The following is a 13670-nucleotide window of genomic DNA, read 5'->3' as shown; positions in this document are numbered from 1 at the left end:
TACCGTCGGGGCATGCCCCACGTGCTCTCCATCAACGTCGGCTCCCGCGTCGAGTTCGACCAGGCCGACATCGGCCACACCGGCATCGGCAAGCGCGCCGTGACCGGCCCGGTGGACGTCCGCGCACCCGGCCCGCGTGGCGTCGGCGGCAGCGGCGTCGCCGGCGACCACATCTCCGACAAGCGCCACCACGGTGGCGACGACCAGGCCGTTTACGCCTACGCGCGGGAAGACCTGGACGAGTGGGCGGTCGAGCTGGGCCGCGACCTGCGGCCCGGGCTGTTCGGCGAGAACCTGACCACGGTGGGCGTCGACGTGTGCGGCGCGCTCATCGGCGAGCGGTGGCGGATCGGCGGGCTGCTGCTCCAGGCGACCTGCCCGCGGGTGCCGTGCCGCACGTTCGCCGGGGTGATGGAGGAGCGCGGGTGGGTGAAGAAGTTCACTCGACGCGGGCTGCCGGGCACGTACTTCCGGGTCCTCGAACCCGGCACGATCACCGCGGGTGACGAGATCACGATCGAGCACCGGCCCGACCACGACGTCACGGTCGCCCTCGCGTTCCGCGCGCTGACGCTGGAGGCGGAGCTGCTGCCGGGGCTGCTGGCCGCGGGCGACGACCTGCCCGACGACCTGCGCCGCCGGGTGGAACGCCGGGTCGAGCAGCCGGCGTTCGACCCGGCGTAGCGCCCGGGGCTGGGCCCGGGGTCCGGGCCGGACCCCGGGGTCAGGCGAGCGCCGACAGCTTCTCGAACTCCTCGTCGGTCAGCTCGATCCGGGCCGCCGCCACGTTCTCCTCCAGGTGCGCGATCGAGGACGTGCCGGGGATGGGCAGCACGACCGGCGACTTGCGCAGCAGCCACGCCAGCGCGAGCTGCGCGGGCGTGGCGCCGTGGTCCTTGGCCGCCGCGTCGAGCACGCCGCCCGGTCGGGCCAGCTCGCCGGTCGCCACCGGGAACCACGGGATGAACGCGATGCCCTGCTCGGTGGCGCGCTCCAGCACGGCCTCGTGGCCGCGGTTGGCCAGGTTGTAGAGGTTCTGCACGCTCACGATCGGCGCGACCGCCTGCGCGGCCTCCAGCTGGTCCACGGTCACCTCGGACAGCCCGATGTGCCGGATCTTGCCCTCCTCCTGGAGCTTGCGCAGCTCGCCGACCTGGTCCTCCAGCGGGTAGGCCGGGTCGACGCGGTGCAGCTGGTAGAGGTCGATGCGCTCGACGCCCAGCCGCAGCAGGCTCGTCTCCACGGCTTGGCGCAGGTAGTCGGGCCGGCCCAGGACGGGCCACTCGTCGGGGCCGGTGCGCAGCAGGCCGCCCTTGGTCGCGATGACCAGGTCGTCGGCGTAGGGGTGCAGCGCCTGCCGGATCAGCTCCTCGTTGACGTGCGGGCCGTACGAGTCCGCCGTGTCGATGAAGTTGACGCCCAGCTCGACGACCCGGCGCAGCAGGGCGATCGCGTTGTCGCGGTCGGCCGGGTAGCCCCAGATGCCCTCACCGGTGAGCCGCATCGCTCCGTAGCCCAGGCGGTTGACGGTCAGGTCGCCGCCCAGCGAAAAGGTTTCAGACACCTCAGGTGCTCCTCGAACTCGGGGTGGATGCTCCTCCCCCGCCAACCAGGTGGGGCGCGCCGGTTGTTCCCGCCCGGGTCACCCGACCGGCGCGCGTCCACCTGGTGGAACCGGCTACTGCTTGGCGACCAGGGTGAGCACGTCGTACTTGGCCACCGACTCGCCCTTCTGGTTGACCACGTCGGCGTCCCAGCGGACCTCGCCGTAGTCCTGGTCCTCGCGCGGCGTGATCTGCTTCGCGGTCAGCGTCACGGTCAGCTCGTCGCCGGGGAACGTGGGCGTGAGGAACCGCAGGTTCTCCAACCCGTAGTTGGCCAGCACCGGCCCCGGCTCGGGCGAGACGAACAGGCCCGCCGCGAACGACACCACCAGGTAGCCGTGCGCGACCCGGCCGCCGAAGAACGGGTTCGCCGCCGCGGCCTCCTCGTCCATGTGGGCGTAGAACGTGTCACCGGTGAAGTCGGCGAAGTGCTCGATGTCGGCCAGCGTCACCACCCGCGGCCCGGCCACGACCGAGTCGCCGATCCGCAGCTCGCGCAGCGACTTGCGGAACGGGTGCGCGTCCGGCTCGGTGCGCGGCGCGCCCGTCACCCACTGGCCGGTGACCGCGGTCAGCACCCGGGGGCTCGCCTGCACGGCGGTGCGCTGCATGTGGTGCAGCACGCCCCGGATGCCGCCCATCTCCTCGCCGCCGCCCGCCCGGCCCGGTCCGCCGTGCACCAGCATCGGCAGCGGCGAACCGTGCCCGGTGGACTCCTTGGCGTCGTCGCGGTCCAGCACCAGGACTCGGCCGTGCCACGGGGCCACGCCCAGCACCACGTCCCGCGCGAAGTCGGGGTCGTGCGTGACGACCGAGCCGACCAGGCTGCCCGCGCCCCGCGCGGCGAGCTCGACCGCGTGGTCGGCGTCGCGGTAGGCCATCAGCGTCGACACCGGCCCGAACGCCTCCACCTCGTGCGGCTGGGCGTGGTCGGGGTCGGCCTTGAGCAGCACCGGCGACAGGAACGCGCCGCGCTCGGCGTCGGCGTCCACCACGTCCACGCGGTCCAGCGAGCCGTAGACGACGTCACCGACCTCCAGCAGCGCCTTGAGCGACCGGCGGACCTCCTCGCGCTGCTCCAGCCCGGCCAGCGCCCCCATCCGCACGGTGTCGTTGGCGGGGTTGCCGATCACGACCTTCGCCAGGCGCGCGGTGGCGGCGTCGGCGACGGCGTCCATCAGGGAGGCGGGGACCAGGGCGCGCCGGATCGCGGTGCACTTCTGGCCTGCCTTGACCGTCATCTCGCTGACGAGCTGCTTGACGAACAGGTCGAACTCGGGCGTGCCCTCGACCGCGTCCGGGCCGAGGATCGAGCAGTTCAGCGAGTCGGCCTCGGCGTTGAAGCGCACGCTGTTGCGCACCACGGTCGGGTGGGTGCGCAGCACCTGCGCGGTGGACGCGGAGCCGGTGAAGCCGACCAGGTCCTGCGCGGTCAGGTGGTCGAGCAGGTCGCCCGCGCTGCCGGTGACCAGCTGCACCGAGCCTTCCGGGAGCAGGCCGGAGGCGAGCATCAGCTCGACCAGCTTCTCGGTGACGTAGGCGGTCTGGGAGGCGGGCTTGATCAGCGACGGCACGCCCGCGATGAACGCGGGGGCGAACTTCTCCAGCGGCCCCCACATCGGGAAGTTGAAGGCGTTGATCTGCACCGCCACGCCGCGCAACGGGGTCGCGATGTGGCGGCCGACGAACGTGCCGCCCTTGCTCAGCGGCTCGACGTTGCCGTCCAGGTAGACCTTGTCGTTGGGCAGCTCGCGCTTGGCCTTGCTCGCGTAGCCGAACAGCACGCCGATGCCGCCGTCAACGTCGATCAGCGAGTCGGTCCTGGTCGCGCCGGACCGGGCGGACAGGGCGTACAGCTCGTCGCGGTGTTCCCGCAGGTGCGAGGCGAGGGCCTTGAGCAGGGCCGCGCGCTGGTGGAACGTCAGCTCCCGCAGCGCCGGCCCGCCGACGCGCCTGCCGTGGTCCAGCGCCGCCGCCATGTCGATGCCCTGCGAGGAGATCCGGGCGATCTCCTCGCCGGTCACCGCGTCGTGCAGCGGCGCTCCTTCGACGGACGGGACGTGCCAGCGACCTGACACGTAGCTGCGCAGCATGGCCATCGGGTGTCGACCTCCTCGTCGGGCCGGTGGGTGTCCCGGCATGACCCGACAGTAAAGCCTCACTACTTTCATCGTGACTTGATTAAAGGCTATGCAGTAACTTCTGGCCTGCCGTCGCCAGAGTGAAGGGAGTGTCGATGAGGACACGAGTGGTGGTGAGCGCGGTCGTGCTCGCCTTCAGCGGGCTCGCCGTGCCGGCCGCGCATGCCGCCCCGGCAACGAACGCCTCCGCCGACGTGGGCACGATGGCGGTGACCTTCGCCGAGGAGTTCAACGGCCCGGCGGGCACCCGGCCGGACGCCTCCAAGTGGAACACGGAGGTCGGCGACAACAACGGCAACAACCGCGAGCACCAGTACTACACGACGTCGGCGAGCAACGCGGCCATGGACGGCGCGGGCAACCTGGTGATCACCGCCCGCAAGGAGAACCCGGGCAACTACAACTGCTGGTACGGCCGGTGCCAGTACACGTCGGCCAGGATCAACACCGCCGGCAAGTTCACCACGACCTACGGCAAGGTCGAGGCGCGGATGAAGATGCCGCGCGGCAAGGGCATCTGGCCCGCGTTCTGGATGCTCGGGCAGGACATCAACTCGGGCAACCCGTGGCCGGGCAGCGGCGAGATCGACATCATGGAGTTCCTGGGCCACGACCTGGACACCGTGTACGGCACCATCCACGGTCCCGGCTACTCCGGCGCGGGCGGCATCGGCATGCCGTTCAACGGGCCGAACTTCGCCGACGGCTTCCACACCTTCGCCATCGAGTGGTCGCCGACGGGCATCGCGTGGTCCGTGGACGGCAACGTCTACCAGCGCCGCACGCCCGCCGACGTGGGCGGCAACCAGTGGGTGTTCAACAAGCCGTTCTTCATCATCCTGAACCTGGCGGTCGGCGGCGAGTGGCCGGGCTACCCGGACGCCAGCACCACGTTCCCGCAGCAGTTCGTGATCGACTACGTGCGCGTGTCGACCCTGGACGGCAACCCGCCCGCCGGTGGCCGGATCACCGGGATCGGCGGCAAGTGCGTGGACGTGGCCGGCGGGAACTCGGCCAACGGCACGGCCGTGCAGCTGTGGGACTGCAACGGCACGGCGGCCCAGCAGTGGTCCCGCCCGGGTGACGGCACGATCCGCGCGCTGGGCAAGTGCCTGGACGCGGCGTCGGGCGGCACGGCGGACGGCACGCTGGTCCAGTTGTGGGACTGCAACGGGACCGGCGCGCAGAAGTGGGCGGTCAGCGGCGCGAACGACATCGTCAACATCCAGGCCAACAAGTGCCTGGACGCGCAGAACAACAGCTCCGCCAACGGCACGCGGCTGCAGCTGTGGACGTGCTTCGGTTCGGCCAACCAGAAGTGGACCGTTTCCTGACCGGCCAGTGCATGATCGGACCGTGCACAACCTGATCAGAGCGGAAGCGGCCCGGGCCGACCGCGACCGCCGACTCTCCCCGGCGGTCGTGGCGGCACTGGTCGAGGCGGGCGCGACGCGGATGCTCGCGCCCGCCTCGGTCGGCGGCGGTGAACTGGACCTGCCGTCGTGGGTGGCGGCCGTCGAGGACCTGGCCCGCGCCGACGGGTCGGCCGGGTGGACGGCGATGACGACCAGCGCGACCTCGTCGCTGGCCTGGTACCTGCCGCCGGACACCGCCGCCGAGGTCTTCGGCCCACCGGCGTCGGTGGTCGCGGGAACGGCCGCGCCGGCGGGGCGGGCGGTGGCCGCGGCCGGCGGGCACCACGTCACCGGCCGGTGGGGCTGGGGCAGCGCGGTTCCCCTGTGCGACTGGGTCGTCGGCGGCGCGATCACGCCGGACGGCCCGCGCCTCGTGCTCTTCCCGGCGGCCGACGTGACGGTGCACGACACCTGGCACGCCACCGGGCTGCGCGCGACCGGGTCGCACGAGTGGGAGGTCTCGGGCGCGTTCGTCCCGACCCACCGCCAGGTGTGGCCGCCGGCCCTGCGGGTGCCCGGCGCGCTGCCCGCGTTCCCGTTCTTCGCGTTCCTGGCCGTCGGCGTGGCGTCGGTCTGCCTGGGGATCGCCGCGCGGGCGATCGAGGAGGTCGAGGCGCTGGCGATGACCAAGACCCCTCAGGGCGTCGGCGGTCTGCTGGCCGAACAGCCGGACGCCCAGCGCGACCTGGGTGTGGCCGAGGCCCGCTGGTCCGCCGCCAGGGCGTTCCTGCGGGACGAGGTGGCGCGGCGGTGGGAGGCGGCGGTGGCCGGACAGCCCAGCACGGACCCGGAACGGGCGCGCCTGCGCCTGGCGTGCTCCCACGCGGCGACGGAGGCCGTGTCGATCACTCGCCTGGCCTTCGACCTCGGCGGTGGCACGTCGGTCTTCGAGGAGTCGCCGCTGCAACGCTGCCTGCGTGACGCCCACGTGGCCGCTCAGCACGCGATGGTGTCCCGCCGGCTGTTCGAGACCTACGGCAAGGTGAAGCTCGGCGTGCCGACGGACACGGCCCGCCTGTGACCCGTCCGCCGGAATGCGCGGTGATCGGCGGTCGTTGACCCGTGGTGTGAAGCTCTCGGTGCTGGACCGGTCGCGTGTGCGGGTGGGGCACAGCCACGCCGAGGCGCTGCGCGACACGGTCGAGTTCGCCCGGCAGGCGGAACGACTCGGCTACCACCGCTTCTGGGTGTCCGAGCACCACGGCGTCCCTGGCGTCGCCGGTTCCGCGCCGACCGTGCTGGCCGCCGCCGTCGCCGCCGCGACCTCCCGGATCAGGGTCGGCACGGGCGGCGTGATGCTGCCCAACCACCAGCCGCTGGTCGTGGCCGAGCAGTTCGGCGTGCTGGAGTCGCTGTTCCCGGGCCGCGTCGACATGGGCCTGGGCCGCTCGGTCGGCTTCATCGAAGCGGTCCGCAGGGCGCTGGGGCACGACAAGGAGGACGCCGCCGAGTTCAGCCCGAGGCTCACCGAGCTGCTGGGGTACTTCACCGGCGACCAGGCGGTGCGCGGCTACCCGGCCGACGGCCTGCGCGTGTCCCCGTTCGTCCTGGCCACCGGCGCCGGAGCCCGGGTCGCCGCCGCACACGGCGTCCCCCTGGTCATCGGCGCGTTCCGCGGCGAGGACGCCATGGTCGACGCCATCAGCACCTACCGCGCCGAGTTCCGCCCCTCGACGTGGGCCGAGGAACCGTACGTGGTGATCTCCTCGACCGTCGCCGTCGCGGACACGACCGAGGACGCCTGGCGCATCCTGGTGCCGGAGGCGTGGTCGATGGCCTACTCACGAACCCGCGGCGAGTTCCCCCCTCTCCGCGCGGCGGACGACATCCTCGCCCAACCGATGACGAACCGGGAACGCACGCTGTTCGAGCAATCGCTCCAAGGACACGTCCACGGCACCCCGTCGGAAGTCGCCAAGGCCCTGGACGCCCTGATCGACCGCACCGACGCCGACGAAGTCCTGGTCACCACCAGCACCCACGACCGCACCGCGATGCTCGACTCCTACCGCCACCTGGCCGACCTCTACCTCTGACCCGCCACCTCGGCGACCACGGTCGGCCGCACAACCGCACAACCGCACAACCGTGCCGTCGTGCGGCGACGGAACGGCTGCCCACAGGGCCGCGAACAGACAACTCCGGCGTTCAACCTCGGCGAACCGGCCAAGCGCGGCTGCTCGCCCGGCCTGCTGCCGCCCTCGCCCGGCATGCGGCCGGAGTGACCGCCCTCGCGCGCCGCCCGTCCACAAGCCGCCGAGCCCTGTCCCGACCAGGCGCACTGCCCGAGGAGGTCGTGGGCGGTCGGACGAGCAGTCGGATCGCGACATCCGCACTGAGCTGCCGGAGACCCTCGTGACCCACGCTGACGCACCGTCGGCCCCCACGGGCAGGCTGCTTCTGGCCCGGCGTGTCGTAGACCGGGCCGGGCCTGTGCGGCGGTCCGCCGAGCGATTCCAGGTCTCGCCCACCACGGCCCGCCGGCGGGGACCGGCACGGACCGCCTCCCGCCCGGGCCTGGTGTGCTCGACCGTGCACCGGGTGCTGACCCGTGTTGACCCGTCACCGGCCGGCCGGTGCGCCGCTACGAGCACAACGCAGCCGGCGACTCGTCCCCGTCGACATCACGAAGTCGGGCGACACCCCCACCGCAGCCTCACCGCACTCGCAGGCCACCACCCGCGAGCCGCGTCCCCGACCTCACCGGTCAGTACGGTTCGGGCTGCGCCTTGGCGTGCTCCGCCAGTTCGAGATCGATGAACGCGCCGATCATCGCCCGCCACACCGCCTCCGCGACGGCGGGCTCCAGTCCGGCGGCCAGCGCCCGTTCCCGTACCGAGGCGATCACCCGGGCGACCCGGTCCGGGGCGCGGACCGCCTGGGCATCCGTCTTGAAGGACGCCGCAGCGCGCACCAACCCCTGCCGGTCCGCGAGGAGGCGCACCAGCTCGGAGTCGATCGCGTCGATACGCGTGCGGACCTCGGCCAGCGAGGTCGGAAGCGAGGAGTCGGACACGGCGGTCATCATCCCCCAAACTCGACACCCCACTACCACCGCCGCACCCCAGGCACCGCCCACCTCACAGCCAGCCAGGCCGCTCAGGCAGCCCGACCCCCTCACGATGCGGCGGGGCTCTCCCGCCCCCATCGTTCGTGAGGTCAATGATCACGCACCCGCGCCGGCCACCACCACAGCACGGACCACCGCACCCCGGACCGGCGCACACCTCACCGCCAAGCAGACTCGCTCAGGCACAACCCCGAGCCCCTCGCGAGGCGACGGACGCTCTCCGACCCCTGTCATTCGCGAGGTCGGTGATCGCGCACCGCGTGCCGGCGACTGCCGCGCGACAGGTCACGCGGTGGTCTGCTGCCAGTGACCGCACCCGAGGGCTACCTCGGCCCGCCCGCGATGGGCGTGCCTGGCGCCACGGTGGGGTTGGTCAGTGGTCGCGTTGTTGTTCGGCCAGGAAGCGCTCGAACTCGGCGCCCAGTTCGTCGGCGCTGGGCAAGGGCTGGTCCTCGTCGATCAGCAGGTTGTCCGACGCCTCGGTGAACGCGTCGTACTGCCGTTCCAGAGCCTCGACGACCTGCGCGACCTCGGCCGACTCCGACACCTGACGAGTGATCTCGGCGTCGGTCCGGCGGGCGGCCTCGTTCAGGGCGGCGGCCTGGATGACCAGGCCCGTCGACTTCGTCAACGCCTGGAGCAGGCTCAGCGCGGCGGCCGGGTAGGTGCCCTGGGCAAGGTAGTGCGGCACGTAGGCGGCGAAGCCCATGGCGTCGTGGCCGGACTCACCCAGGCGCAGCTCCAGCAGCGCCGACAGGTTGCCCGGGACCTGCACCCGGTTGAACGGGGAGCCTTCGGTGACCAGCTCGGGCCTGGTCGCGTGCGAGATCACCGACAGCTTCCGGGTGTGCGGCACGCCCATCGGGATGCCGTGGAAGCTGATGGCGAGGCGCAGCCCCCACCGCTCGATCAGCGACCGCACCGCCTTGACCACCGCCTCCCACCGACGGTCCGGCTCGGGGCCGGTCATCAGCAGGAACGGCGTGCCCACCGCGTCGTGCATCAGGTGAACGACCAGCTCGGGCGCGTCGTAGGACTCCCACCGGTCGGTGGCGTAGGTCATCGTCGGCCGCCGAGCGCGGTAGTCGATCAGGTCGTCGATGTCGAACCGGGCGACCACCCGGTGTTCGTGCACCTCCAGCAGGTGGGCGACCAGCGCCGCGCCCGCCGAACCGGCGTCCATGAAGCCGTCGAAGTGGTGCAACAGCACCGCTCCGGTCAGGTCCGGGACGTCGGAGTCGACCTCGAACAGATCCTCCGGGTCCAGCGCCACCGCGTGCCTCCCCAAGTGCTCACATGCCAGTCCTCCCCTCGGTCAACGTCGAGCGACCACTGATCCATTCCCCGATCCCGTCGAGCATTCGAGCGAGACCGAATTCGAAGAGCGTGTCGAGCTCCATGTCCAACTCGGAGTTCACCACGCGGTTGAACATCGGGAACCGCCCGCTGGAGACGATGTCCAGCAGGGCCGGCGCCTGCTGGGTCATCCACTCGTCCCCGGTGATCCCGGTGTCCCGCCGCTGTTCGGCCTCCGACTCGATGTTCACCGCGACACCCCGCACGAAGCCGAACACCGTCACCGCGACGTGCATCATCTCCTCGAGGCTCAGCCCCTTCCCGTCGAGCGCGTTCAGGACCCACTCGGTGTAGGCGACCGCGCTGGGCAGCAGTTGCGGCCTGGTCAGCGACATGGCCGGCGCCAGCCACGCGTGTTCCTGGAACAACCGCCACTGCACCCTCGCGCACACCTCCAGCCGCTCGCGCCAGGTCTCGGGCGCGGGTTCCGGCAACCCCTCCTTCCGCAACACGTGGTCGATCATCCGAAGGACCAGTTCGTCCTTGTTCTCGACGTGCCGGTACAACGACATGGTCGCCACGCCCAGTTGTGACGCCACCCGCCGCATCGACACCGCGTCGAGCCCTTCCGAGTCCGCGAGGCGGACGGCCGCGAGGACCAGCCGCTCGCCGGTCAGGTCGGTCTCCTGCGCGCGCGGTGGCGCAGCTTCCCCACCTTCGGACGAGACGACCGTGCCCACCCCGGCCACGGGACGCACGAAGCCCTCGGAGCGCAAGGTGACGAGCACCTTGGTCGCCGTGGCCATCGCGACGTTCCACCGCACGGTGATCTCGCGCGTCGACGGCACCCGATCACCGGGCCGCAGTTCGCCCGACTCGATCGCCTCACGGATCTCGCGCGCTATCCGCTGGTAGATCGCGTCGTTCATGCCTGCCTCCTCGAATGTAGTGCACCGGAGCCTAGTGCACTAGTGCACGATCAGGTGACTTGACCACGCAGTGCACCGCTGTACGGTGTACTCATGAACACCGTACTGATCTCCGGTGCCGGCATCGCCGGCCCCGCGCTCGCCTACTGGCTGCGCCACCACGGCTTCACCCCGACCGTCGTCGAGCGGGCGCCCGCTCCCCGGCCCGGCGGCCAGGCGGTCGACCTGCGCGGCACGGCCAGAGAGGTCGCCGAGCGGATGGGCGTTCTCGACAAGGTGCGCGAGGCGCACACGGGCGCGCGAGGCATGGCGTTCGTGAACGCCGCGGGCAAGCGGACCGCCACCATGGCGTCCGACGCGATGGGCGACTCGGGCGGCGTCATCGCCGAGCTCGAAATCCTGCGGGGCGACCTGGCCCGCATCCTCCACGAAGCGACCGCCAGCGGGGTCGAGTACCTCTTCGACGACACCACCACCTCGCTCACCCAGACCCCGACGGGCGTGCGGGTGACCTTCGAACGCGCGGCACCGCGCACGTTCGACCTGGTCGTGGGTGCGGATGGGCTCCACTCCAAGGCGCGGTCGCTGGCGTTCGGCCCCGAGGCCCGGTTCGCGCACGACCTCGGCGCCCACATCGCCATCTTCGGCACCACGCAGCGGGAAGACCTCGACGGGTGGCAGCTGATGCACACCGTGCCCGGCCGCACGGCGGGCATCTACCCCCTCCCCGACGGCGGGGCCAAGGCCATGTTCGTGTTCGCCTCTCCCCCGGTGGAGCACGACCTCCGCGACACGGCGTGGCAGCGGGACCTGGTCGCCCGCACGTTCGCGGACGACGGCTGGGAAGTGCCCCGGCTGCTCGCCGACATGCGGGAGGCGTCCGACTTCTACTTCGACCGGCTCTGCCAGATCCGGATGGAGAAGTGGTCGGACGGCCGGGTCGCGCTGCTCGGCGACGCGGCCTTCTGCGCGTCGCCGATGGCGGGCAACGGCACGAGCATGGCGCTGGTCGGGGCGTACGTGCTCGCGGGAGAGCTGGCCACCGCCCCGGACCACGCGACGGCGTTCAGACGGTACGAGCAGGAGATGCGCGAGTACGTGACGCGGTGCCAGGAGTTCGCCCTGGGCGGGGTGGGCAGCCTGATGCCGAAGACGCGGATGTTCATCCGCATGCGCGACTTCTCCCTGCGCGTCGTGCCGCACATCCCCGGCGGGGCACGGTTGTTCGGCGACCTGCAGAAGCTCGCGAGCACCGTGTCGCTGAAGGACTACCGCGCCCGGAGCTTGACCTCCAGTTGAGTCCAGGTCTTACGTTCCGGGCATGGACATGGAGACCACGGCCTGGATGTCGCTGTACCACGTGACGAACGCGCAGGACGACAAGCGGCCGTTCTCCGTCGCCACGTTCCGCCGGATCTGGGCGTTCGCACGTCCGCACCGGGTGAGGTTGGCCCAGTACCTCACCTTGAGCGTGGTCGTGGCGGTGCTGGCGGTGGTGACGCCGGTCCTCGCGGGCCGGATCGTGGACGCGATCGTCAACGGCGCCGCCTACCAGGTGGTGCTCACCCTCGCGGCCGTGATCGCGGGCATCGCGATCGTCGAGGCGGGGTTGGGCCTGGTGACGCGGTGGCTCTCGGCGAGCATCGGCGAGGACCTGATCCTCGACCTGCGGACCACCGTGTTCGACCACGTGCAGCGGATGCCGATCGCGTTCTTCACCCGCACCCGCACCGGGGCGCTGGTGAGCAGGCTGAACAACGACGTGATCGGCGCGCAGCGGGCGTTCAGCGACACCCTGTCCAGCGTGGTCGGCAACCTGGTCACGCTCGCGCTGACGCTGGCGGTGATGATCAGCCTGTCGTGGCAGATCACGCTGCTCGCGCTGGTGCTGCTGCCGGTGTTCGTGGTGCCGGCGCGGCGGATGGGGTCGCGGTTGGCGCGGCTGGAACGTGAGGCGGCCAACCACAACGCGACGATGAGCACGCAGATGACCGAGCGGTTCTCGGCGCCGGGCGCGACGCTGGTGAAGCTGTTCGGCCGGCCCGCGCACGAGTCCGCGGAGTTCGCCGCGCGGGCGCGGCGGGTGCGGGACATCGGGGTGCGCACGGCCATGGTGCAGACCGTGTTCCTGACCGCGTTGACGCTGGTCTCGGCGTTGGCGCTGGCCGTGGTGTACGGGCTGGGCGGGTTCTACGCGCTGCGCGGCGAGTTGGACCCGGGGTCGGTGGTGGCGCTGGCGCTGCTGCTGACCAGGCTGTACGCGCCGCTCACGGCGCTGGCCAGCGCGCGGGTCGAGGTGATGAGCGCGTTGGTGAGCTTCGAGCGGGTCTTCGAGGTGCTCGACCTGAAGCCGTTGATCACCGAGAAGCCGGGCGCGCGGTCGGTGCCGGACGGTCCGGTGTCGGTGGAGTTCGAGAACGTCCGGTTCGCCTACCCGGCGGCGGACAAGGTGTCACTGGCGTCGTTGGAAGAGGTCGCGGTGCTCGACAACCGCGGCGGGGTGGAGGTGCTGCACGACGTGTCGTTCCGGGCCGAACCGGGCCAGGTGGTGGCGCTGGTCGGCTCGTCGGGGGCGGGGAAGTCCACGATCGCCTCGCTGCTGCCCCGGCTGTACGACGTGGACTCGGGCGCGGTGCGGCTGTCCGGCGTGGACGTGCGCGACCTGACGGCCGACTCGGTCCGCGACGTGCTGGGCATGGTGTCGCAGGACGGTCACCTGTTCCACGAGTCGATCCGGTCGAACCTGCTGCTCGCCCAGCCGGGCGCGACCGACGAGGAGCTGTGGGAGGTGCTGGGCCGGGCGCGGCTGGCCGACCTGGTGGCGTCGCTGCCGGACGGGTTGGACACCGTGGTCGGCGAGCGGGGCTACCGGTTGTCCGGTGGCGAGCGGCAGCGGTTGACGATCGCCCGGCTGCTGCTGGCGAAGCCGCGCGTGGTGATCCTGGACGAGGCGACCGCGCACCTGGACTCCACTTCGGAGGCTGCGGTGCAGGCGGCGTTGGGCGAGGCGCTGGACGGGCGGACGGCCGTGGTGATCGCGCACCGCTTGTCGACCATCCGGGCAGCCGACCTGATCCTGGTGGTGGAGGGCGGCCGGGTGGTGGAACGCGGCACCCACACCGAACTGCTCGCCGCCGGCGGTCGCTATGAAGAGCTGTACCGGACCCAGTTCGCGGAGGAGGCGCGGACGCCGTGACGGCCCGTGGCCTGCCTGC

The 13670-nt window shown here is 71.7% G+C and carries 12 protein-coding genes; 7 read left to right on the top strand and 5 right to left on the bottom strand.

Going from position 1 to position 13670, the window contains the following annotated elements; translation table 11 throughout:
• The first annotated feature begins 12 nt into the window (after nucleotides 1–12).
• Entirely contained in the window at nucleotides 13–684 is a 672-nt protein-coding gene (locus tag ACIQMJ_RS30890; RefSeq protein WP_499764524.1) for an MOSC domain-containing protein, read from the top strand.
• A gap of 40 nt (nucleotides 685–724) precedes the next feature.
• On the opposite strand, the gene ACIQMJ_RS30885 is transcribed toward ACIQMJ_RS30890, so the two are convergent.
• Nucleotides 725–1564, bottom strand: coding sequence for an aldo/keto reductase (locus tag ACIQMJ_RS30885; protein ID WP_499764523.1), 840 nt, complete (start codon nucleotides 1562–1564; stop codon nucleotides 725–727).
• 114 nt (nucleotides 1565–1678) lie between these two features.
• On the bottom strand, nucleotides 1679–3703 hold the full coding sequence (paaZ, locus tag ACIQMJ_RS30880) for a phenylacetic acid degradation bifunctional protein PaaZ (protein WP_499764522.1): 2025 nt from the start codon (nucleotides 3701–3703) through the stop codon (nucleotides 1679–1681).
• Between the two features lie 137 nt (nucleotides 3704–3840).
• Here paaZ and ACIQMJ_RS30875 point away from each other — a divergent pair, with 137 nt between their 5' ends.
• Genes ACIQMJ_RS30875 through ACIQMJ_RS30860 form a run of 4 tightly spaced genes read left to right on the top strand, consistent with a single transcriptional unit; the run spans nucleotide 3841 to nucleotide 7385 of the window.
• The gene (locus ACIQMJ_RS30875; protein WP_499764521.1) at nucleotides 3841–5079 is read left to right on the top strand and encodes a family 16 glycosylhydrolase; all 1239 of its coding nucleotides are present in this window, start codon (nucleotides 3841–3843) and stop codon (nucleotides 5077–5079) included.
• Between the two features lie 22 nt (nucleotides 5080–5101).
• Nucleotides 5102–6181, top strand: coding sequence for an acyl-CoA dehydrogenase family protein (locus ACIQMJ_RS30870; protein ID WP_499764520.1), 1080 nt, complete (start codon nucleotides 5102–5104; stop codon nucleotides 6179–6181).
• A 34-nt stretch (nucleotides 6182–6215) separates the two neighbouring features.
• On the top strand, nucleotides 6216–7196 hold the full coding sequence (locus tag ACIQMJ_RS30865) for an LLM class flavin-dependent oxidoreductase (protein WP_499764519.1): 981 nt from the start codon (nucleotides 6216–6218) through the stop codon (nucleotides 7194–7196).
• A gap of 60 nt (nucleotides 7197–7256) precedes the next feature.
• Nucleotides 7257–7385 carry a hypothetical protein gene (locus ACIQMJ_RS30860; protein ID WP_499764518.1) on the top strand — a complete coding sequence of 43 codons (129 nt, stop codon included), beginning with the start codon at nucleotides 7257–7259 and terminating at the stop codon, nucleotides 7383–7385.
• A gap of 482 nt (nucleotides 7386–7867) precedes the next feature.
• On the opposite strand, the gene ACIQMJ_RS30855 is transcribed toward ACIQMJ_RS30860, so the two are convergent.
• The 3 genes from ACIQMJ_RS30855 to ACIQMJ_RS30845 all read right to left on the bottom strand — a co-directional run bounded on the left by ACIQMJ_RS30855 (nucleotide 7868) and on the right by ACIQMJ_RS30845 (nucleotide 10455).
• Nucleotides 7868–8176, bottom strand: coding sequence for a chorismate mutase (locus tag ACIQMJ_RS30855; RefSeq protein ID WP_499764517.1), 309 nt, complete (start codon nucleotides 8174–8176; stop codon nucleotides 7868–7870).
• Between the two features lie 427 nt (nucleotides 8177–8603).
• Nucleotides 8604–9503 (bottom strand): proteasome assembly chaperone family protein, encoded by a 900-nt coding sequence (locus ACIQMJ_RS30850; protein WP_499764516.1) that lies wholly within the window; start codon nucleotides 9501–9503, stop codon nucleotides 8604–8606.
• 19 nt (nucleotides 9504–9522) lie between these two features.
• The gene (locus ACIQMJ_RS30845; protein ID WP_499764515.1) at nucleotides 9523–10455 is read right to left on the bottom strand and encodes a TetR/AcrR family transcriptional regulator C-terminal domain-containing protein; all 933 of its coding nucleotides are present in this window, start codon (nucleotides 10453–10455) and stop codon (nucleotides 9523–9525) included.
• A gap of 93 nt (nucleotides 10456–10548) precedes the next feature.
• Here ACIQMJ_RS30845 and ACIQMJ_RS30840 point away from each other — a divergent pair, with 93 nt between their 5' ends.
• Nucleotides 10549–11754: an FAD-dependent monooxygenase gene (locus ACIQMJ_RS30840; RefSeq protein WP_499764514.1), complete on the top strand. Its 1206-nt coding sequence runs from the start codon at nucleotides 10549–10551 to the stop codon at nucleotides 11752–11754.
• Between the two features lie 46 nt (nucleotides 11755–11800).
• Entirely contained in the window at nucleotides 11801–13651 is a 1851-nt protein-coding gene (locus ACIQMJ_RS30835; RefSeq protein ID WP_499764634.1) for an ABC transporter ATP-binding protein, read from the top strand.
• Nucleotides 13652–13670 lie beyond the last annotated feature (19 nt).

The sequence above is a fragment of the Actinosynnema sp. NPDC091369 genome (genome assembly GCF_044757065.1).
Lineage (GTDB): Bacteria > Actinomycetota > Actinomycetes > Mycobacteriales > Pseudonocardiaceae > Actinosynnema.
The sequence above is the reverse complement of the archived record's forward strand: the minus strand, read 5'-3'. Positions and strand labels throughout refer to the sequence as shown.